The following is a 20,797-nucleotide window of genomic DNA, read 5'->3' as shown; positions in this document are numbered from 1 at the left end:
TGAGAGGGTGGTTCGGGAGGCTATGTCCGATGCGGACTTGGTGGTTCGTTAGCGGCCCTGGTTGGTGGGGTTACGCGGACGTCGTCGGTGGAGCCAGGGTGAACAGTCCGGCGTCGGGTTCGGTGAGGATCTGGCGGGCGACGAGGCGTTTGAGCTTGGCGCGGAGATTCTCGGTGTCCTTCGCGGTGGTCCCGGCGCCCAGCGCTTTGCAGATGTCCTTGGCGCGCATCGGTGCGGTCCCGGCGTGGAACACGGCGAGGATCTGCTGGTAGGCGGGGCTGGCGATGGTCGGGTCAGCAGGTGCGACCGCGTCGAGTGGGCCGCCCAGGCTCAGCAGCGTCTTGCGGGTGATGGCGAGTTCGGCCACCTCGGTCTCGGCGGCGGTGAGCTGCTCGTCGAGGGAGGCGATCTGGGCGCGGAGCCGTTCGACGGCGAGGCCGGCGGCGGTTTCGCGTTCAGTGAGCAGGGTCAGCAGCGACGGCTGGGTCACCGCTGGTGGCCTGGGTCGCGCCAGGACGTGGTGGCGGTGCCGGTCAGCCGGCGGATGAGGTTCGCTGTCGAGGCCCACCAGGTGTGGGACACCGCGGAGGCGGGTCGGCTTTCGTACTCGCGGACCAGGCGGCGGTGCAGCATCAGCGTGCCGTTGGTCTGCTCGACCACCCACCGCCGCTTGATCGGCACGAACCCGGCGGTCGTGTCGGACCGCAGGACCTGCTCCACGTCGACACCTCGGACCGCGCCGTGGATCTGCACGTCGTCTTTGAACCCGGCGTCGACCCATGCCTTGGTCACCGTCGGCGTGTGCGCGAGGACGTTGTCCAGCAGCTTCACGCCGATCGCGTTGTCGGTGACCGACGCGGCGGTGACCACCACCGCGATGATCAACCCGAGGGCGTCGACCGCGAGGCCCCGCTTACGGCCCGGCACCTTCTTCGCGGCGTCCTTGCCGGTCGTGGCGGCCGGGACGTGGTTGGCCGCCCGAATCGACTGAGTGTCCAGCACCACCGCGGTCGGATCCTCCCGGCGGCCGGCCTTCTCCCGTGCCTGGCAGCGCAGCAGATCGTGAATCACCTGGTCGGTGCCGTCATCACGCCACAGGGCGAAGTAGTAGTAGGTGGCCGACTTCGGCGGCAGGTCGTGCGGCAGGTACGCCCACTGGCACCCGGTCCGGTTCTGGTAGAAGATCGCGTTCACGATCTCCCGCAACTCGTAACGGCCCTGATGCCCCGACACCGACGGGTGCCGGTCCTTCCACGCCTGCAGGAACGGCCCGACCACCGCCCACTGCTCATCGGTCAGGTCACTCGGATACGCCGCACGCTCACCCATGATCAGCCCAACGCGGCCACCACGTCACCGGTTACGACCACGGCTCACCTTCACATGCCGGGCCGAACCCACAATGGACGAAAGCTACCGAACCACCCTCTGACACGTCCGGGTGGTGCCGGCGCCACCACGCCAGGTCCGCGGGGCGGACCGCGTCCCCGCCGAGCACCAGCAGCCGCAGCCGGGCCGGACTCCAGGTGGGCGCGGTGGTGCCGTCGCCGGTGACCTCGGCGATCAGCTCGGTGAGGTAGCCGGGGACCACCTCCATCACGGTCACCCGGTGGCGTTCCACGTCGGCGACGATCTGGGCCGGCGCGACCAGCCCGTGCTCGGGCAGCACCAGCGCCGCGCCGCAGGACAGCGCCGGGAAGATCTGCTCGATCGAGGCGTCGAACGCCAGCGCGGCGAACTGCAACACCCGGTCGGCCGGACCCAGCCCGAACCGCCGCCGCATCCGCGACACGTGCGCCGCCATCGCCCCCCGCGACACCCCGACCCCCTTCGGCCGACCCGTCGACCCCGACGTGTAGATCACGTACGCCAACTGCGCCGGATCCACCGCCACCGCCGGGTCGTCCTCCCGGCCACCGTCCGGCAGCGGCCCGTCCAGCACCACGGACGCGCCCACGTCGGCGGTGACCAGGTCGGCCCGCTCGGCCGGCCACGTTGGGTCGACGGGCACGTACGCCCCGCCGGCCTTCAGCACCCCGAGCACGGCGGCGAGCATCTCCACCCCGCGCGGCAGGCGGACCACCACCGGCGTCTCCGCCCGCACGCCCCGCGCCCGCAGCCACCACGCGACCCGGTTGGCCCGCGCGTTCAGCTCCGCGTACGACAGCACGCCGTCGGCGGCGATCGCGGCGAGCGCGCCCGGATCCCGGCGGGCCCGGCCCTCGAACGCCACCACCGGGTCGGTCACCCGGCCGGGCGTCTCGGCCGCGCCGAAGCGCCGCAGCAGGGCGGTCTCGTCGGCCGGCAGCGCGGTCGTGCCGAGCCGGGTGTCCGGCGCGGCGGCCACCGCGGCGAGCAGTTCCTGACCCCGCCGCACCAGCCGGTCGATGGTGGCCGCGTCGAACAGGTCCGTGCGGTACTGCACGAACCCGCCGGCCGCGCCGGGTTCGGTGGTGAACGTGACCATCAGGTCGAACTTGGTCACGTCGAACGGGATCTCGGCGGGACGCAGCCGGGCGGCGCCGAGCCGGGGCGCGGCGATCGCCCGCGCCTCCAGGTCGAACATGACCTGGAACAGCGGGGACCGGCCCGACTCCCGGTCCGGCCGTAGCTCCTCCACCACCCGCTCGAAGGGCAGCTCCTGGTACTGGTAGGCGTCGAGCGCCCGGTCCCGCACCCGGCCCAGCAACTCGGCGAAGGTCGGGTCGCCGCCGGTGTCGGCGCGCATGACGAGGGTGTTGACGAAGAACCCGATGACGTTCTCCACCTCGGGCCGGGTACGTCCGGCCACCGGCACCCCGACGCCGAAGTCGTGCTGCCCGGTCCACCGGGACAACAGCGCCTGGAACGCCGCCAGCAGCGTCATGTAGAGCGTCGCGCCGTGCCGGCGGCCCAGCCGTTCCAGCCCGGCCACCAGCTCGGGGTCCAGGGTGAACTCGTGGGTCGCGCCGGCCCAGGAGGGGTGGGCGGGCCGGGGACGGTCGGTAGGCAGTTCGAGCGCCGGCAGGTCGGCCAGCCGTTCGCGCCAGTGCCCCAGCTCGGTGGCGAGTCGGTCACCGGTGAGTTCCCGACGCTGCCAGCCGGCGTAGTCGGCGTACTGCACCGGCAGCTCCGGCAGGGCCTCGCCGGCGTACGCGGCGCCCAGCTCGCGCACCAGCACGCCCATCGACCAGCCGTCCGAGACGATGTGGTGCATGGCCAGCACCAGCAGGTGGTCCGCCGGCCCGAGCCGCCAGACCAGGGCCCGGAACAGCGGGCCGGCGGCCAGGTCGAACGGGCGGTGCAGCTCCGCCCCGGCCCGGGCCACGGCGGTGGCGTACGGGTCGGTCTCCGCGGTCACGTCGTGCCAGTCGGCGGCCACCTCGCCGGCGGCGGCGACCCGCTGCGTCGGGGCCGTGTCGACCACCGGGAAGGTGGTCCGCAGCGACTCGTGCCGGTCGACGAGCTGCCGCAGGGCCCGGTCGAGCCGACCCCGGTCGAGCGGCCCGTCCACCCGCCAGGCCAGCGCCGCCATGTAGTCGGGCGCGTCCGGCTCCAGCCGGTTGAGGAACCACATCCGTTCCTGGGCGAAGGAGAGCGGGAAGTCGCCGCTGCGGCGCAGCCGGGTGATCGCGGGCGCGGGCTCGGGGCCGGGGCCGGCGGCGGCCGGTGGCAGGGCGGCGGCGAACTCGGCGATGGTCGGGTGGGCGAAGAAGGACCGGACGTCGACCGGCCGGTCGAGCGCCTTCACCAGCCGGGCCACCGCGAGCGTGGCGAGCAGCGAGTGGCCGCCCAGGTCGAAGAAGTTGTCGTGGACGCCGATCCGGTCGACCCGCAGCACCTGCCGCCACACGTCCGCGATCGTCTCCTCGGTCGGGGTGCGCGGCTCGGCGAAGCCGTCGGTCACCTCCGGGCGGTGTCCCTCCGGGTCGGGCAGCCGGCCCCGGTCGACCTTGCCGCCGACGGTGCGCGGCAACTCGTCGAGCACCACCACCACGGCCGGCACCATGAACTCCGGCAGCCGTTCGGCCAGCCGCTCCCGCACCTGCGCGCCGGTGACGCCGTCGCCGGTCAGGTAGGCCACCAGCCGGTCCTGCCAGGCGACCACCACCGCGTCCCGCACGCCCGGGTGCTCCCGCAGCCGGGCCTCGACCTCACCGACCTCGACCCGGAACCCGCGCACCTTCACCTGGCCGTCGGCCCGGCCGTGGAACTCCACCTGCCCGTCCGGCCGCCACCGCACCAGGTCCCCGGTCCGGTACAACCGGCCGCCGGGTGTCCGCCCGTACGGGTCCGGCACGAACCGCTCGCCGGTCAGCCCCGGGCGGCCCAGATAGCCGCGCGCGAGCTGCGTGCCGCCGACGAACAGCTCACCCACCGCGCCCACCGGCACGTCGCGCAGCGCGGCGTCGAGCACGTACAGGTCGCGGTCGGCGAGGGCGCGGCCGATCGGCACGGCGCCGCTGAGGCCGCACGGGACCTCGGCGACCGTCGTGGTGACGGTGGTCTCGGTCGGCCCGTACGCGTTGAGCACCGCCACGTCGGGGCAGCACGTGCCGAAGCGGTCCACGTCGGCGGGTCGGACGACGTCACCGCCGAGCACCACCGTCCGCAGCGCGCGCGGCACGGTCCCGCCCCGCTCGGTCAGTTCGGCGACCAGCTCGCCGAAGTACGCCGGCGGCAGGTTGACGAGCGTGACGCCGTGCCGGTCCAGCAGCGGCAGCAGCGTGGCGGGCGCGACGAGGCCGTGTTCGGGCAGCACCAGCGCCGCGCCACAGGACAGCGCCGGGAAGATCTGGTCGATCGAGGCGTCGAACGCCAGCGCGGCGAACTGCAACACCCGGTCGGCCGGACCCAGCCCGAACCGCCGCCGCATCCGCGACACGTGCGCCGCCATCGCCCCCCGCGACACCCCGACCCCCTTCGGCCGACCCGTCGACCCCGACGTGTAGATCACGTACGCCAACTGCGCCGGATCCACCGCCACCGCCGGGTCGTCCTCCCGGCCACCGTCCGGCAGCGGCCCGTCGAGCAGGATGTCGAGGCCGGCGTCGGCGCGGACGACGTCGACGCGCTCGGCCGGCCAGGCCGGGTCCAGCGGCACGTACGCCCCGCCGGCCTTCAGCACCCCGAGCACGGCGGCGAGCATGTCCACCCCGCGCGGCAACCGGATCCCGACCGGACTCTCCGGCCTCACCCCCCGCTCCCGCAGCCACCACGCGACCCGGTTGGCCCGCGCGTTCAGCTCCGCGTAGCTGACCGTCGCGTCGCCGGTCAGGGCGGCAGCGGCGGCACCGTCCCGCCGGACCCGGTCGGTGAGGGCTGCCACCGGGTCGACCACCCGGCCGGTCACCTCGGCCGCGCCGAACCGTCGCAGCACCGCCGTCTCGTCCGCCGGCAGCTCCACCGCACCGACCCGGATCCCCGGATCGGCCACCACGGCCGCCAGCAACTCCCGGCACCGCCGCGCCAGGCGGTCGACGGTCGCCGCGTCGAACAGGTCCGAGCGGTAGACGACTGTCATCGCCAGTTCGTCGCCGCGAGGCTGGGCGAACAGCGACACCGCGAACAGCGCCTTCGGCCGGTCGACCTCGAAGTCGGTGAAGCGCAGCGGGCCGGCCGACGGGCCGTCGCCGGGCACGTTCTGCATGGCGAACCAGGCGTCGATGAGCGAGTCGGTGTCCGGCCGGTCGGGGCGCAGCTCCTGGACCACCCGTTCGTACGGGACCTCCTGGTGGTCGAGGGCGTCGAGGGCGTCATCGCGGACCCGGGCGAGCAGTTCGGCGAAGGTCGGGTCGCCGGCCAGGCGGGCCCGCAGGACCACGGTGTTGACGAACAGGCCGATGAGGTTCTCCACCTCCGGGGAGTTCCGGCCGGCCACCGGCGAGCCGATGCCGAAGTCACGCTGCCCGCTCCACCGGGACAGCAGCACCTGGAAGGCGGCCAGCAGCGTCATGTAGAGCGTGACGCCGTGCTCCCGGCCGAGCCGGTGCAGCCCGGCCACCAGGTCCGGGCCGAGGACGAACTCGGTCGTCGCCGCCGCGTGGGAGGGATGCTCCGGGCGCGGCCGGTCGGTGGGCAGGGTCAGCGCGGGCAGGCCGGCGAGCTGGCGCCGCCAGTGGTCCAGGTCGGCGGCGAGCCGGTCACCGTCGAGTTCCCGACGCTGCGTCTGGGCGAAGTCGACGTACCGGACGGGCAGGTCGGGCAGCGGTTCCCCGGCGTACGCGGTGGCCAGCTCGCGGGCCAGGAGGCCCACCGACCAGCCGTCGGAGACGATGTGGTGCGTCGCGGCCAGCAGCACGTGCTCGGTGTCGGTGAGCCGCCAGGCGACCACCCGCAGCAGCGGACCGGTGGTCAGGTCGAACGGCCGCTCGGCCTCGGCGCCGGCCTGCCGGGCGATCTCGTCGGCCGAGGTGGCGTCCCGCCAGTCGATGGTGAGGTCGACCGACGGGGTCAGGACGACCCGGGGCGTGCCGTCGCGTTCCAGGAAGACCGCGCGCAGCACGTCGTGCCGGGCGACCACCGTGTCGAGCGCGGCCTGGAGTCGCGCCCGGTCGAGCGGGCCGTGCACCCGCCACATCGGGGTCGTGACGTACGCGGTGCCGTGGCCTGAGTCCAACCGATCCAGGAACCACATACGATGCTGGGAAAACGACGCAGCGTATTCATTCTGGACGCAGTTCGCTAGCTGTCGCAATTCAAATTCCCCTCGGCTGGAAACTGGCAGGCGACGGGCTTGTTCACGATCCGACAGGGCAGCACGGCGCACCATTCAGCCGGGCCGTCGAAGCCCAATGCCGCCCATTCACCATTAGGCAGAAGGTGTGGCGAAGCGGAAATGCCACACGAGCAACTCATTCCGCCGGTCAGGTTGATCTAGAAAGTGGCCAGGTCACACACTGTGTTGTGTCACCAAGTGTCGGGATTTACCCCGCTACGACCACACCGCAGAGATCATCTACCCACTCCCCCAAGACCTTTACGATCCTTAAGTTCGTCAACCGCAGTGGATCCCCCGACATCTGCGGACAGCACTCATTCTGCAACGCCCGACAGCCATTCCGCAAACTCTCGGCTGTCGGGAAGCGGATGATCAGGAGGCCGATCGGGCGGGTCCGGGCGCTAATGACGGAGCCCTATTCGGGGTCAAGTTTTCAACGTTGCACCAGTTGAGCGGCGGGATGCGGACGACGCGGGCGGCGTCGGCCCCCGGCCGCGACGACGGCACGCTCGCCCGACGAAAAAATTCTTCGCGTTCGGCGTGTCGCACGGCGCTCAGGAACGCCGCCCCCGCGATCCCCCGGCGACGGCCGCCCCCGCCCGCGCGCCCAGCCCCGCCCGCGCCCGGCACCCGCGATGGGTGGAACGGTATGGGTGTCCGACGCGTCTTCGGTGCCGGCGGGATCGCCCGTGAGCGCCTACGAACCTGAGGGCGTAGACGGATCACGGTCCAGCCGTCGGCCCTGCTGCGCCGGGCCCGGCTTGCGACCGGCCACCGACGACCTCGGCGCCACCGACCAGGTGACGAGGTCGCCCGTGCGATCTCGTCACCGTTGACCGCTACGGTCGTCGCGGGCGCCGCGTCCGCCGCCGCGCCCACCACGCCCGCAGCCGTCCGGAAGGTAGACCCGTCACGTGCCCGCCCCCGCCTCCGCCCGAGTGGCCCGGGCCGTCACCGAGATCTGCGCGCCGGCCGTTCTCGCGGCCGTGATGCCGCTTGTCATCGCGGTGCACAGCACCGCGCCCGCCGTCGCGGCCGGTCTCGGCTGGGCCCTGCTCGCCGTCCTGTTCTGCTCCGTCGTCCCGTACGCCGTCATCTGGGTCGGCGTCCGCCGGGGCCGGCTGACCGACCACCACATCGGGGTACGCGAGCAGCGCCGCATGCCGCTCGTCTACGGCATGTTCTCCGTCCTGGTCGGTCTCGCCCTGCTCGTGGTGGCCGGCGCGCCCGCGCCGCTCGTCGCCATGGTCGTGGTGATGTTCGCGGTGCTGCTCGTCGTCACCGCGGTCAACCAGGTGTGGAAGCTCAGCGCGCACGCCGCGGTGGTCGCCGGTTCGACGGCCGTGCTCGTCGTCGTGCTCGGGCCGGCGCTGCTCCCCGCGCTGGCGCTCGTCGCCCTGGTGGGCTGGTCCCGGGTCCGACTGGGTGACCACACGACCGGCCAGGTGGTGGCCGGCGCGCTCGTCGGCGCCCTGATCGCGGTGCCGACGTTCCTGCTCCTGTCCTGAGACCGGCCGCGGGGCCCGCGCGCGACGCACGGGCCCCGCGGTAGCGGTCAGCGCCGGCCGCGCGGGCCGGGCGCCGGCCGCCAGTTGGCCGCCGCGTTCGGGTCGCCGCTGCCGTCGTAGCGGGCCCGCAGCGGGTACGCGTACACCGGCCGTTCCATCGTGGTCACGCCGCCGCTCACCTTGCCGGCCAGCACCGAGGCCGGCGCCCGGCCCCGCTCGGTCCAGGCGCGGATCGCGCCGAGCCAGTCGACCCGGTCCGGACCGGGACCGCCGGCGCAGTGGTAGACGCCGGGCAGCAGGTACAGCCGGGCGAACTGCTGCGTCCGGGCCAGTGAGCCGTACCGCCGCACCACGTCCTCGTAGTACTGGATGGTGCCGAACGGGGTGATCAGCGGGTCGGCCAGGCCGTGGTAGAGCATCAACTTGCCGCCCGCCCGGCGGAACGCGTCGAGGTTCGTGGTGTCGGCGTTGTAGACCTTCGCCATCGCGGCCAGGCGGGCCGCGTCCCGGCTCGGGTCGAAGTCCCGCAGCGAGTAGGTCGGCCCCGGATCGGTCGGGAACGCCAGGTAGCGCAGGACCTGCTCGGCGTACGCGCCACCGCCGCTGAGCCCGGTCGGCGAGGTGCTGATGTCGGCGCCGACCCAGCCGCCCTCGGAGCCGAGCGGCAGCCCGCCCGGGTAGAGCTCGCGACCCCGCTCGTCGCGGGGACTGTCGTACCACTTCCGCGCCACCGCGACCTGGGCGGCGCTGAGGCAGTCCGGCGCGGCCGTGCCGCCCGGGCAGAGCAGCGTCGCCGGGTCGAACCGGCAGGTACGCGGGTCGTCGACCACACCGTCGCGGACCACCCCGTCGCAGGCCGCCAGCACGCCCCGGGCCAGCACCGCCGCCGCGGACGCGTCGACGATCTGCCGGAAGTCGGCGTCCCGGTTCTGCAACTCGCGTGTCCCCTGGGAGAGGGGCGCGAGGTAGTTCTGCCGGTTGGCCGGCGCGCCGGCCACGATCCCGTCGAAGTCGCCGGGCCAGCGCTGCGCCTCGATGAGGGCCTGCCGGCCGCCGGTCGAGCAGCCGACGAAGTAGGCGTACGCGGTCGTCTGCCGGGTCACCGCCTTGAGGATCGCCTTGGCCGCCAGCGCGGTCAGGTGCTCGGACAGGTAGCCCCAGGTGTTCTGGGCGGCGGTGTCGTCGTACGCGAACGAGGCGTCCGAGCCGCCGCCGACGTGCCCGGTGTCGTCGGAAGCGACCGCGTAGCCGAGGTCGACGGTGCCGTCGCCGGACGTGCCGGCGGTGGGGATGCTGCCGCAGAAGCCGCCGCCGCCCAGTTGGACGTAGCGGCGGTTCCAGTCTGTTGGCACCTGGAGGCGGAGCTGGACGACCGAGGTGCTGCGGTCGTGGGCGCGGACCGTGATGCCGGCCCGCACGTCGCAGTAGGACGTGCCGGCCGCGGTGGCGCCGGTGGTGGCGGAGGTGACGGTCGTCGGCTGGCCGACGGCGCGACTGAGCTTGCCGGCGGCGACGGCGGAGCAGTCGGGTCGGGGGTTGGGCTTGCCGTGCGCGAGGGCGGGGCCGGGGGAACCGGCGACGACGAGGCCGGCGACGACGGCCAGTCCGGTGCGGAGACGTAACCTGTGGAGCACGATGCCTCCAGTGTTTCGCTGAGCGGAACGTGGCTTGCCGACCACGGCCGGGGAGATGACGCTAGAGCTGGTAATACCTGCTGTCAATATCGAGCCCCGTCGTTCCGCTCAGCGGAACTAGCCGAGCACGCCACGCTCCCGCAGGGCCGCCAGCTCCGCCGGGGACAGACCCAGCTCGTCGCCGAGCACCGCGTCGGTGTCGGCGCCCAACGCCCGCCCGGTGAACCGGATCCGGCCCGGTGTGCGGCTCATCCGCCACAGCGCGTTCTGCATCCGGATCGGACCCAGGTCCGGGTCGTCCACGGTGGTCACCAGCTCCAGCGCCCGCACCTGCGGGTCGTCGAGCAGCTCGCTCGGCTTGTAGACCGGACCCACCGCGGCCCCCGCCTCCGCGAACTCGCGCAGCACCTCGTCGCGGGTCCGCGCCCCGATCCACTCCCCCACGTAACCGTCGAGCAGGTCGGCGTGCTGGGCCCGCTGGCGTCCGGTGGCGAACCAGGGTTCGTCGATCACCTCGGGGTGGCCGACGAGCGTCAGCACCCGCCGGGCGATACTGCCGGCGCTCGTGGAGACGGCCACCCAGTGCCCGTCGGCGGTGCGGTAGGTGTTGCGCGGCGCGTTGTTCGCCGACCGGTTGCCGGTGCGCTGCTGGTCGATGCCGAGCTGGTCGGCGTAGATCACGCCCGGCCCGACCGCGGTCATGATCGGGCTGAGCAGGTCGAGGTCGATCTCCTGCCCGCGACCGTCCTTCGACCGCTGGAACAGCGCCATCGAGACCGCCGCCGCACCCGCCATGCCGGCGATCGAGTCAGCCAGGCCGAACGCCGGCAGCGTCGGCGGGCCGTCCGGCTCGCCGGTCAGGTGGGCGAACCCGCTCATCGACTCGACGAGCGTGCCGAACGCCGGCCGCGCCGCGTACGGGCCGGACTGGCCGAAGCCGGTGACCCGCAGCAGGACCAGGCCCGGGTTGTCGGCGGAGAGCACGTCGTAGCCGAGCCCCCAGCGCTCCAGCGTGCCGGGCCGGAAGTTCTCGATCACCACGTCGGCGGTGGCCGCGAGCTTCCGGAAGATCTCCGCTCCGGCCGGGTCGCCGAGATAGAGCCCGACCGTCCGCTTGTTGCGGGCGATCATCTTCCACCACAGCGGCTGGTCGTCCTTGGCCAGCCCGTGCCCGCGCATGCCGTCGCCGCGACCCGGGTGTTCGATCTTGATCACCTCGGCGCCGAAGTCGCCGAGCACCTGCGCCACGAGCGGACCGGCCAGGATCGTCGACACGTCGAGCACGCGCAGGCCGACGAGCGGCCCGTCGGTTCCGTCGGACATGGTCACCCCTGGTACGGACGGTGGACGTAACGGCCGCTCGGCGTGCCGACGACGTTGCCGGCGTCGAGCACGCGCCGCCCCCGGACCCAGGTGTCGGTGACCCGGGCGCCGATCTCGAAGCCCTCGAACGGCGTGTACTCCTGGGTGGACGCCGAGTCGGCCGCGCGCACGGTCCAGCTGGCGTTCTCCACCAGGCACAGGTCGGCGTCGAAGCCGACCCCGATGGTGCCCTTGCCGGGCAGGCCGTAGCGGCGGGCCGGGTTCCAGGCGATCAGCTGCGCGATCCGCTGGTGCGACAGCCCTCGCTTGCGCCCCTCGGAGACCAGGCCGGGCACCAGGTACTCGGCGCCGCCGAAGCCGGACTTCGCGGCGAAGACGTCGTCGCGCGGGTCGCCGAACTTCATCTCGTCCTTGCAGCACGCGTGGTCGCTGACCACCCAGTCGACGCTGCCGTCGAGCACGTACTCCCAGAGCGCCTCCACGTCCTCCCGCGGGCGCAGCGGCGGGTTCACCTTGCCGCCCAGACCGTGCGCGGTGTCCACGTCGGCCAGCAGGTGCCCGATGGTCACCTCACGGCGGAAGTCGACGTGCGGGAACGTCTTCGCCATCAGCATCGCGGCCCGCAGCGCCTTGCGCGAGGACAGGTGCAGCAGGTTGATGTTGGGCAGGCCGGTCTCGTCGGCCAGGAACGCCGCGATCGACACCGCGAGCCCCTCCGAGTGCGGCGGTCGCGACGCGCTGTAGGCGGCGAGGCCGGACAGCGACGCGTCCTGCTCGACCAGCCTGGTGTAGGCGGTCATGATCTCGGCGGTCTCGCAGTGCAGCGACAGCGACACGTGCGGCGCGGCCTCGGTCAGCTTCTCCCGCGCCGCCTGCACGCCGCGCATCACGAACTCGAAGTGCGCGAGGTCGTAGCGCTCGTCCGGCGGGATCATCAGGAACGAACTCTGGTCGGCGGAGCGCCCGTGCAGCCCGTGGCTGCCGTAGAACATGAAGATCTTGAAGGAGGTGACGCCGAAGTTCTCCACGATCGACGGGATCTCGTCGATGTGCTCCCGCATCATCGGCGCGAGGTGGAAACCGTAGTCGATGAACGACCGGCCCTCCGACGCGGCGAGCACGTGCGGGAAGAACTCCGCGTACGAGCCGCCCCGGTTGAGGTAGTACTGCCCGGTCCGCATGTAGGTGAGCCCGGTGGTGACGCCGCCCTGCGCGCTGGCGCGGCTCTCCGTGGCGGTGTCCTCGGCCAGCGGGTTGTAGATGCCCCAGTGCTGGTGCGCGTCGACCGCGCCCGGGTACGCGAACCGGCCGCGACCGTCCACCACGACCTGCGCCTCGTCGGCCGGGATGTCCGCCGCCAACCGCACCACCTTGCCACCGGCGACGCCGATGTCGAGCCGGTCGCCGTCCGGCGAGCCGGCGTCGGGGCGTACCACGGTGACGTTCTTGATCAAAGTCTCCAGCGGTTTCATGCGCTTCCTTCCGTGGTTCGGGCTTGCGTGGTGCGGGACTGCCCGGTGGCCGCGACGTGGTTCGCCGCGAGGTAGGCGAGGCCGAGCGCGGGCAGCAGGCCGTTGCCGGCGAGGTAACCGGCCGCGCCGTGACCGGAGATGCCGGCCGCGGCGCCGCCCGAGGCGTACAGCCCGGGGATCGGCCCGCCGTCCGCGCGCAGCACCCGGGCGTGCTCGTCGACCACCAGGCCGCCCTGGGTGTGGAAGAGCGCCGGCACCACCCGGGCGACGAGGTACGGCGGCTCCAGCGGGGCCGCGAAGAAGGCGCGGCCGAACCGGTCGGCGCGCTCGCCCCGGGCCACCGCGGCGGTCTCGGCGAGTTCCGCGTCCACCGCCTCGGCCGGCAGCCCGGTCACCGACGCCAGGGCGGCGGCGTCGGCGGCCTCCCGCAGCGCGCCGGACTCCACGCTCTGCCGGAAGTCGGTGAACGCCAGGCAGGCGTCGTGGATCCGACGGTCGAGCACCAGCCAGCCGGCCGCGTCCGGGCGGGCCGCGAGCGCGGCGGCGTACTCGGAGTAGCCGGTGGTCTCGTCCCCGAACCGCCGGCCGGTGGCGTCCAGCAGGAAGCCGCCGTGCATCACGGTCGCCCAGCCGACCAGCGTCGCGGCGCTCGCCGAGAGCGCGGCGTGCCCCTGGTAGGCGTCGAGGAAGGCGCTCTGCGCGCCGAGCGCGGCCCCGATCCGCAGCGCGTCGCCGCGGGACGTCTCGCTGCCGTGGTAGACCGCCCGGGCGATCTCCGGCAGGTGCTCGGCGACGAGCGCCCGGTCCGCGCCGTAGCCGTTGGTGGCCAGCAGCACCGCCCGGGTCGGGATCTCCTCCCGGGTGCCGTCCGGCCGCTCGACCACGGCGGCGGACACCCCGTCGTCGTCCACCAGCACGTCGACCAGGCGGGCCGGCACCAGCAGGTCGATGTCGGCCCGGCTCACCCGCTGGACCAGGTGGTCGAGCAGGACGGTGCCGTGCCGGCCCTCGACGGTGTGGCAGCGGTCGACCGAGTGGCCCGGGTAGTGGAAGTCGGTGACCAGGGACAGCTCCAGCCCGACGTGGTCGGTCAGCCACTCGACCAGCTCCGCGCTCACCGCGCCGAGCGCGCGGGCGAGCCGCTGGTCGCCCTGGCCCTTGGTCTTGCCTGCGACGTCCGCGGCGAACCGCTCGGCCGAGTCGTCGATCCCGGCCGCCCGCTGCCACCGCGAGCCGGCGCCCGGGATCATCGCGGTCGACATCGAGGTGTTGTTGCCCCGGCGGAAGTGCTCGCTGGCCTCCACCACCAGCACGTCGAGGCCGAGCTGCGCGGCGCGCAGGGCGGCCACCAGGCCGCCGCCGGCGCCGGCCACCACGAGGTCGGGCCCGGTCATGAGGGAGTCACCTCCCCCGCGGCGATCAGCCGCAGCGCCAGCGCGGTCGGATCCACCACCCGGGCCGGCAGGGTGACGCCGGCCGGCACGTCCACCGCCGAGCAGCCGTTGATCACGGTACGCGCGCCGTCCGCGGCCATCGTCGCGACGACCCCGCCCAGCGCGTCCGCCCAGCGGGCGGTGTCGGCGATCGCGTGCACGTCCAGGTCCAGCACCTCGACCCCGAGCAGGTCGGCCGACCAGCCGTAGACCCGGGCCCGGGCCACCATCTCGTCGGCGATCGCCCGGTTGCGGGCCACCGCCGCGCACCGGCGGCCGGTCAGCACCGCCCACCCGAGGCTGAGCCGGAGCAACCCGAGGACCGGCACCGGCAGGGTGCCGGCGAGGTCCGCGACACCCGGGTCGAGGACGCAGTCCGGCAGCAGCGCGTCGAATCCGGCCGGCGCGCCGCGCAGCGCGGCGACGACGAGTTCCTCACTCCGGCGTACCTGCGCGTCGGTGTCCAGGGCGCGCGGCGCGTCCGGCCCGAGGTCGTGCAGCACGACCTCGACGCCGGGCGGCGCGAGCGCGGCGTAGCGCGCCTGCCGGCGGGCCAGTTCCTCGGCGTCGACGTGGATCGGGGTCACGGCGTAGATCCGCACGGTCTTCTCCTAGATCTCGGCGAGCCGGCGCAGGTCGGGCCCGACGTCGGCGCTGCCGGCCAGGCCGGCGGCGACCTCGCGCACGATCCCGACGGTGTCGGCGTCGAGCAGGCGGCCGAGCAACGCGAGCACGTCACCCTCGGCCATCGGGTGGTGGGCCGCGTCGCCGACCGGGTTGGGCACCTCGATCACCCGGGGCGGCGCGCCGACGCGGCGCACGGTCACCCGGGCCGCCCGCTCGTCGGGCAGCCGCGCGTCGAGGTCGGGGGCCACCCGGAGCACCACCCTGCCGGCCAGCTCGCGTACCCGCGGGTCGTCGCGCCGGCCCTCGGCGGAGACCGCCGGGTCGACGGCGCCGTGCACAAGCGCGGCGGCCACCACGAACGGCGTCGAGAAGAGCGCGGCCAGCCGGCTGTCCCAGGTCGTCCGGGCCAGTCCGCCGGCCAGCGAATGCGTTTCGACCAGGATCTCCTCGACGGTGTCGAGGGCCAGCCCGTCGGCGCGCAGCAGCAGGGCCGCGTCGGCGGCCGGGTGGGTGAACGAGCACGCCGCGTGCCGTTTGAAATAGCCGAGCCGCACGTCCCAGCGCGTGCCGAGCCCGTCGGTGAGCGGCGCCGGGTCGAACCGGCCGAGCACGTCACCGAGCGACACCGCGGGCGTGCCGGTGTTGCGGGCGACACCGGCGGCGGCCATCCGCGCCGCCGCCAGCCCGGACAGGTTGGACGCGCCCAGCCAGGCGTCCCGGACCGGGTTGCCGTCGAGCGCGCTGGCGAAGTGACCGGCCACCGGCAGGCCGGCGCCCGCGTCGATCGCCGCGGCGACGCCCTCGCCCGACAGACCGAGCAGTCGCGCGCAGCCGGCCGCCGCGCCCGCGACGCCCCAACTGCCGTGCGGATGCAGCCCGGACCGCAGGTTGGTGGCCCGGCCGAACCGGGCCGCCACCTCGTAGGCCGCGAGCAGCGCCGTCATCGTCTCCGGACCGGGGGCGCCGAGGTCGGCGGCGAGCGCGAGCACCGCGGGCAGCCCGTGCGCCGCCGGATGGCCCTTGGCGTACTTGTGTCCCTCGTCGAGTTCGAGCCGGGCCATCGCCGTCGCGTTGAGCCAGGCGGCGGCCTCCACGGTGGTGGTCGCGCCGCCGCCCACGAGCGGCGCCGGCCCGGGGCCGGGCCGCCACGCCGCGGCCAGCGCCCGCTGCTCGGCCTGCCGGGCGCCGACCGCCGTCACGCCGAGCGAGTCGAGCAGCACCAGCCCGAGCTGGTCGCGGGCGGCGTCCGGGACGTCGGCCCAGCGCAGCCCGGCGGTCCAGGCGCCGAGCCGGGCCACGGCCGCCACGGTGGACGTCACGTCAGAGCCCCAGGTACGCGGCGCGGACCCGGTCGTCGCGGGCCAGCTCCGGCCCCGGGCCGTCGAGGACCAGGCTGCCGCTCTCCAGCACGTACGCCCGGTCGGCCAGGTTGAGCGCGTGCGCGGCGTTCTGCTCGACCAGCAGCACCGAGACGCCCCGGTCGCGGATCGCCCGGATCGCGTCGAGCACGGTCCAGGTCAGCTTCGGCGACAGGCCGGTGGACGGCTCGTCGAGCAGCAGCAGCCGCGGCCCGGCCATCAACGCCCGGCCGATGGCGAGCATCTGCTGCTGCCCGCCGCTGAGCGTCTCGGCGGCCTGGGCGCGCCGCTCGGCGAGGATCGGGAACAGGTCGTAGACCTCGCGCAGCGGCTCGTCGAGCGGCTTGCGCCCCCGGGTCCAGCCGCCCATCCGCAGGTTCTCCTCGACGCTGAGCGGCCCGAACAGCGCCCGCCCCTCCGCCACGTGCAGCAGGCCGCGGCCGACCAGTTCGCTCGGGCGTACGCCGTCGGCCCGCCGGCCGTCGAAGGTGATCGTGCCCGCGGTCGGCCTGATCAGCCCGGAGATCGCCTTGAGCGTGGTGGTCTTGCCGGCGCCGTTGGCGCCGACGATCGCCACGATCTCGCCCTCGGCGACCCGCAGGTCGAGTTGGTGCAGGATCTGCAGGCCGTGGTAGCCGGCGCTGAGCCCCTCAAGCGTGAGCATGCGGGTCCTCCCCGAGGTATGCCTCGATGACCCGCGGGTCGCGGGTCACCTCCTCCGGCGCGCCGGTGGTGAGCACCCGGCCCAGGTCGAGCACGAGCACCGAGTCCGACAACCGCATGACGGCGGCCATGATGTGCTCGACGAAGACGAGCGTCACGCCGTCGGCGGTGCGCAGCTGTTCCAGCAGCTCCATCACCGGCGCCCGCTCCGCCGGCACCAGCCCGGCCAGCACCTCGTCCAGCAGCAGCACGCGGGGCCTGCTGGCCAACGCCCGGGCGAGTTCCAACCGTTTGAGCGCGGCGGTGGGCAGGCCCTCGGTGGGTGCGTCGCGCCACCGGCCGAGGCCGACCCGCTCGATCAGCTCGGCGGCGGCGGTCCGGGCGGTCCGCTTGGCGGCGCCGCCGGCCAGCACCGCGACGGCGACGTTCTCCAGCACGGTCATCGAGTGGAACGGACGCATCAGCTGGAACGTGCGGGTCATGCCGGCGGCGGTCACCTGGTGCGGCGAGTGCCCGGTGATCTCCCGACCGGCCAGGTGCACCCGGCCGGAGTCCGGCCGCAACGCGCCCGCGATGAGGTTGAAGATGGTGGTCTTGCCGGCGCCGTTGGGCCCGATGACGCCGAGGATGCTGCCCTCGGCGACCTCGAAGCTCACCTCGTCGACCGCGCGCAGGCCCTTGAACGACTTGGAGATGTTGTCGACCCGCAGCAGCGTCATCGTCGGGACCACCTTTGCCGGATCGTTCCGTAGATGCCCTTCGGCAGGACCAGCACGATGATGATCAGCAGGGCCCCGTAGACGATCACGTCGAGCCCGCTGCGGCCCTGGAGGAACTCCAGCCCGGGCGGCGGGTTGCGCAGCAACGTCGCCGTCACGTCGTTCAGCGGACCCATCACCACCGAGCCGATCACCGGGCCCCAGATGGTCGCCACGCCGCCGATCACCGCGGGCAGGATCGCCTGGATCGACACGCTCGACCCGAACGCCAGGTCGGGGTCGATGAACAGGAAGTACTGCACGTAGAAGGTCCCGGCGACCGCGGTGATCGCGGCCGAGAGCGCCATGGTCGTCAGCTTGTAGCGCATCACCGGGATGCCGACCGCGGCGGCGGCGTCCTCGTCGTCGCGGGCCGCCTTGGTGAACTGCCCGGCCCGGGAGCGGACGTACAGCACGCTGACCACGAGCGCGGCGACGGTGAGCGCGAGCGCGACCCAGAAGTAGTTCGGCGAGCTGGGCTCGAACTGGAGCCACCACCACGAGGCGTCGGGGCGCAGCGGCACGTGGTAGCCGACCGCCCGGTTGACGAAGTCGCTGTTCGTCGCCCAGAGCCGGAGCATCTCGGCGAACGCGAAGGTGGCAAGCGCGAAGTAGGCGCCGCGCAGCTTGTAACGCAGCGCGAGGAAGCCGATCAGGGTGGCGAACGCGGCGGCGAGCACCATGCCGACGAGCATCCCGATCCACGGCGACACCTGGCGCTCGACCAGGAGCCAGGCGCCGGCGTACGCGCCGATGCCGAAGTAGGCCGCGTGCCCGAAGCTGAACAGGCCGCCGAAGCCGCTCATCATGTTCCAGCCGATGCTCATCAGCGCGAAGATGAGCACCCGCACCGCGACCGACGCCTGCGCCGGCGGCAGGACCAGCGGCAACGGCACCAGCAGCACGGCGACCACCGCGATGGCGAGCAGGTGCCGGTTCCACGGCAGGCGGGGCAGCGGCTTGCCGGTCGCGGCCTCCGGCGCCGGCGGGGCGGTGGTGGTCGTCATGCCGACCTCCCGAAGAGTCCCTGCGGACGCAGGAAGAGCACCAGCACGAAGACGATGAACACCGACAGCAACGGCGACTGGCCGGGCAGGTAGATGCCGCCGAGCTGCTCGGCCAGCCCGATGACCAGGCCGCCGACGAGCGCGCCGACCACGTTGCCCATGCCGCCGAGCACGACCACCACGAAGGCCACGATGTTGAACAGCGCGCCGGTGGTGGGCTCGATGGTGACGAGCGGCGCGACGAGCGTGCCGGCGGCGCCCGCGCAGGCGGTGCCAAGCGCGAAGGTCACCGCGTAGATCACCCGGGTGTCGATGCCGACGAGCTGCGCGCCGGTGTCGTTGGCGGCCACCGCGCGGATCGCCGTGCCCAGCCGGGTGCGTTGCAGCAGCAGGTAGAGCAGGCCGGCCAGGAGCAGCGCGCCGACGAAGGCGAGGATCCGGGACAGGTTGGCCACCGCCCCGAAGATCTGCACGCCGCGGTCGCCGGGAAGCGACACCGAGCGCGGGTTGGCGCCGAAGAACAGCAGCAGCGCGTTCTCCACGATCAGCGAGATGCCGAGCGTGATCAGCAACTGGTTCTCCAGCGGCTTGCCCATCGCGCCGGCCAGGATGCCGCGCTGCACCAGCACACCGAGCAGGAACATCGCCGGCACGCTGGCCGCGAGCGCGAGATAGGGATGCAGCCCGGCCTGGGTGAGCCCGAAGGTGAGGAACAGGGCCAGCGCCAGGAAGCTGCCGTGCGCGAAGTTGACGATGTCGAGGACGCCGAAGATCAGGGTGAGGCCCATCGCGATCAGGCCGTAGACGCCGCCGATCAGAACGCCGGTGGCCACCGCCTGGACGACGACCACCCCGCTGCCGGAGCGGACGTAGGCGAGCGCGACCGCGAGCACGACGAGCGCGCCGACCAGCGCGTACCGTCGCCACTGCACGGCATGGCCGGCGGGCGCGCGTACCTCGTCGGGCTCCAGGGTCGCCACGTCGCCGCCGCCGGCGGCGACGTGGCCCTGGTCGGCTGGCGACGTCACTGGTTCTTGAGGGCGGGGTAGACGGGCTTGGCCTCCGCCTTGTCGGCCGGGAACACCTGCTTGACCACGCCACCCTGGACCTGCATGAGGATCGGCGTGGCGTTCTCGTTCTCCCCGGTCGGGCCGAACGTGATCGGGCCGTTGCCGGCGATGAGCGTCGGCACCGAACCCTCGGCGATCGCGTCGCGCACCTTGGCCGGCTCGGCGCCGCCGGCCCGTTCCAGCGCGTCGGCGATCACCCGGACCGAGTCGTACGCGAGCACCGCGCCGGTGCGGATCTCATCGTTGTAGCGCTCCTGGTAGAGCTTGGCCAGCGCCTGCATGTCGGGGTTGGTCATGTCGGCGTGGTAGTTCGCGTCGAAGAAACCCTCGGCCGCGGCGCCCGCCTCCTTGGGGAACTGCGGGAGGTCGAACGCGCCGTTGGCGACGCCGTAGACCGCGTTGAGGGCCGGCGGCTTCACGGTGGCGACGGCCTTGGCCGCCAGTACGCCGTCGCGGTAGTAGCCGGCCACCATCAGCACGTCGGCGCCGCTGGCCTTGACCTGGGTGACCTGTGTGGTCAGGTCGGAGACGTTCGCGGCGTCGTAGCCGATCGCCGGGCCGACCTTGATGCCGGCCTTCTCCGCCTCGGCCTTGAACGCGTCCCGGACGGCGGTGCCGAACGGGCCCTGCTCGTGCAGCACGGCCACGGTCTTGACCGGCTGGCCGGCCGCCTTGGCCACCTGGTCGAGGAACTGCGCTCCGGCGGTGCCGAGCACGGTGGAGCTGGGCTGCACCCGGAACGTGTACTTGTAGCCCTGGGCCAGGATCGAGTCCGCACTCGACACGTCGATCACCAGCGGCACCTTGTTGCGTTCGGCCACCGTGGACACGTTCGCGGTGACCGCGCTCTGGTAGGTGCCGACCAGGCCGACCGCGCCGTCGGAGATGAGGCGCTGCGCCTCGCTCTGGCCGACCTCCGGCTTGCCCTGGGTGTCGGCACTCACCAGTTCCAGCTTCTTGCCGCCCTGCGACTTGATGCCGCCGGCGTCGTTGATGGCCTCCACGGCCAGCTTGGCGCCGTTGTCCATCTGCTGCCCGTCGGCCGCGGACGCGCCGCTGAGCGGGTGCAGGGAACCGATCTTTATCGTGCCGCCCGACTGCGCACCGCCACCGTTGCTCGTGCCGGCGGGTCCCGACCCGCCGCACGCGGCGAGGGCCAGCGGCAGGGTCAGGGCGAGGCTCAGGGTCCAGGTCTTCCTCATGGCGTCAGCTCCTGGGGGTGACCGTGTTCCGCAGCACGGAAC

General features: G+C 73.5%; 15 protein-coding genes. 1 reads left to right on the top strand and 14 read right to left on the bottom strand.

Going from position 1 to position 20,797, the window contains the following annotated elements; all coding sequences use genetic code 11:
- Positions 1-70 precede the first annotated feature (70 nt).
- Genes O7602_RS10435 through O7602_RS10425 form a run of 3 tightly spaced genes read right to left on the bottom strand, consistent with a single transcriptional unit; the run spans position 71 to position 6,598 of the window.
- Entirely contained in the window at positions 71-490 is a 420-nt protein-coding gene (locus O7602_RS10435; protein ID WP_281583623.1) for a hypothetical protein, read from the bottom strand.
- On the bottom strand, positions 487-1,329 hold the full coding sequence (locus O7602_RS10430; protein WP_281583622.1) for an IS5 family transposase: 843 nt from the start codon (positions 1,327-1,329) through the stop codon (positions 487-489). Before O7602_RS10430 ends, O7602_RS10435 begins: the two co-directional genes overlap by 4 nt.
- 31 nt (positions 1,330-1,360) lie before the next feature.
- Positions 1,361-6,598: a non-ribosomal peptide synthetase gene (locus tag O7602_RS10425; protein WP_281588238.1), complete on the bottom strand. Its 5,238-nt coding sequence runs from the start codon at positions 6,596-6,598 to the stop codon at positions 1,361-1,363.
- 1,091 nt (positions 6,599-7,689) lie between these two features.
- Between O7602_RS10425 and O7602_RS10420 the strand changes: the two genes are divergently transcribed.
- Complete coding sequence (locus O7602_RS10420) at positions 7,690-8,208, top strand: hypothetical protein (protein ID WP_281590241.1); 519 nt, start codon at positions 7,690-7,692, stop codon at positions 8,206-8,208.
- Between the two features lie 47 nt (positions 8,209-8,255).
- Here O7602_RS10420 and O7602_RS10415 read toward each other — a convergent pair whose 3' ends face one another.
- From O7602_RS10415 to O7602_RS10365, 11 genes are all read right to left on the bottom strand, one after another.
- A complete protein-coding gene (locus O7602_RS10415) occupies positions 8,256-9,842 on the bottom strand; it encodes a tannase/feruloyl esterase family alpha/beta hydrolase (RefSeq protein ID WP_281588236.1) in 1,587 nt (528 codons plus the stop codon).
- 117 nt (positions 9,843-9,959) lie between these two features.
- The gene (locus tag O7602_RS10410; RefSeq protein WP_281588235.1) at positions 9,960-11,165 is read right to left on the bottom strand and encodes a CoA transferase; all 1,206 of its coding nucleotides are present in this window, start codon (positions 11,163-11,165) and stop codon (positions 9,960-9,962) included.
- Between the two features lie 2 nt (positions 11,166-11,167).
- Positions 11,168-12,637, bottom strand: a complete 1,470-nt coding sequence (locus O7602_RS10405) for a dihydroorotase family protein (protein WP_281588233.1) — start codon at positions 12,635-12,637, stop codon at positions 11,168-11,170.
- Positions 12,634-14,031 carry an FAD-binding protein gene (locus tag O7602_RS10400; protein ID WP_281588232.1) on the bottom strand — a complete coding sequence of 466 codons (1,398 nt, stop codon included), beginning with the start codon at positions 14,029-14,031 and terminating at the stop codon, positions 12,634-12,636. Before O7602_RS10400 ends, O7602_RS10405 begins: the two co-directional genes overlap by 4 nt.
- On the bottom strand, positions 14,028-14,672 hold the full coding sequence (locus O7602_RS10395; RefSeq protein WP_281588230.1) for an aspartate/glutamate racemase family protein: 645 nt from the start codon (positions 14,670-14,672) through the stop codon (positions 14,028-14,030). Before O7602_RS10395 ends, O7602_RS10400 begins: the two co-directional genes overlap by 4 nt.
- Before the next feature lie 9 nt (positions 14,673-14,681).
- On the bottom strand, positions 14,682-16,016 hold the full coding sequence (locus O7602_RS10390; RefSeq protein WP_281588228.1) for an MmgE/PrpD family protein: 1,335 nt from the start codon (positions 16,014-16,016) through the stop codon (positions 14,682-14,684).
- 1 nt (position 16,017) lies between these two features.
- Positions 16,018-16,719 carry an ABC transporter ATP-binding protein gene (locus O7602_RS10385; protein ID WP_281588226.1) on the bottom strand — a complete coding sequence of 234 codons (702 nt, stop codon included), beginning with the start codon at positions 16,717-16,719 and terminating at the stop codon, positions 16,018-16,020.
- Entirely contained in the window at positions 16,706-17,437 is a 732-nt protein-coding gene (locus O7602_RS10380) for an ABC transporter ATP-binding protein (protein WP_281588224.1), read from the bottom strand. Before O7602_RS10380 ends, O7602_RS10385 begins: the two co-directional genes overlap by 14 nt.
- A complete protein-coding gene (locus O7602_RS10375) occupies positions 17,434-18,483 on the bottom strand; it encodes a branched-chain amino acid ABC transporter permease (RefSeq protein WP_281588222.1) in 1,050 nt (349 codons plus the stop codon). The genes O7602_RS10380 and O7602_RS10375 overlap by 4 nt, the downstream gene beginning before the upstream one ends.
- On the bottom strand, positions 18,480-19,511 hold the full coding sequence (locus tag O7602_RS10370; protein WP_281588220.1) for a branched-chain amino acid ABC transporter permease: 1,032 nt from the start codon (positions 19,509-19,511) through the stop codon (positions 18,480-18,482). The genes O7602_RS10375 and O7602_RS10370 overlap by 4 nt, the downstream gene beginning before the upstream one ends.
- Positions 19,508-20,755 carry an ABC transporter substrate-binding protein gene (locus O7602_RS10365; protein ID WP_281588218.1) on the bottom strand — a complete coding sequence of 416 codons (1,248 nt, stop codon included), beginning with the start codon at positions 20,753-20,755 and terminating at the stop codon, positions 19,508-19,510. Before O7602_RS10365 ends, O7602_RS10370 begins: the two co-directional genes overlap by 4 nt.
- Positions 20,756-20,797 lie beyond the last annotated feature (42 nt).

Source organism: Micromonospora sp. WMMD1128, assembly GCF_027497235.1.
Classification (GTDB): Bacteria; Actinomycetota; Actinomycetes; order Mycobacteriales; family Micromonosporaceae; genus Micromonospora.
The sequence above is the reverse complement of the archived record's forward strand: the minus strand, read 5'-3'. Positions and strand labels throughout refer to the sequence as shown.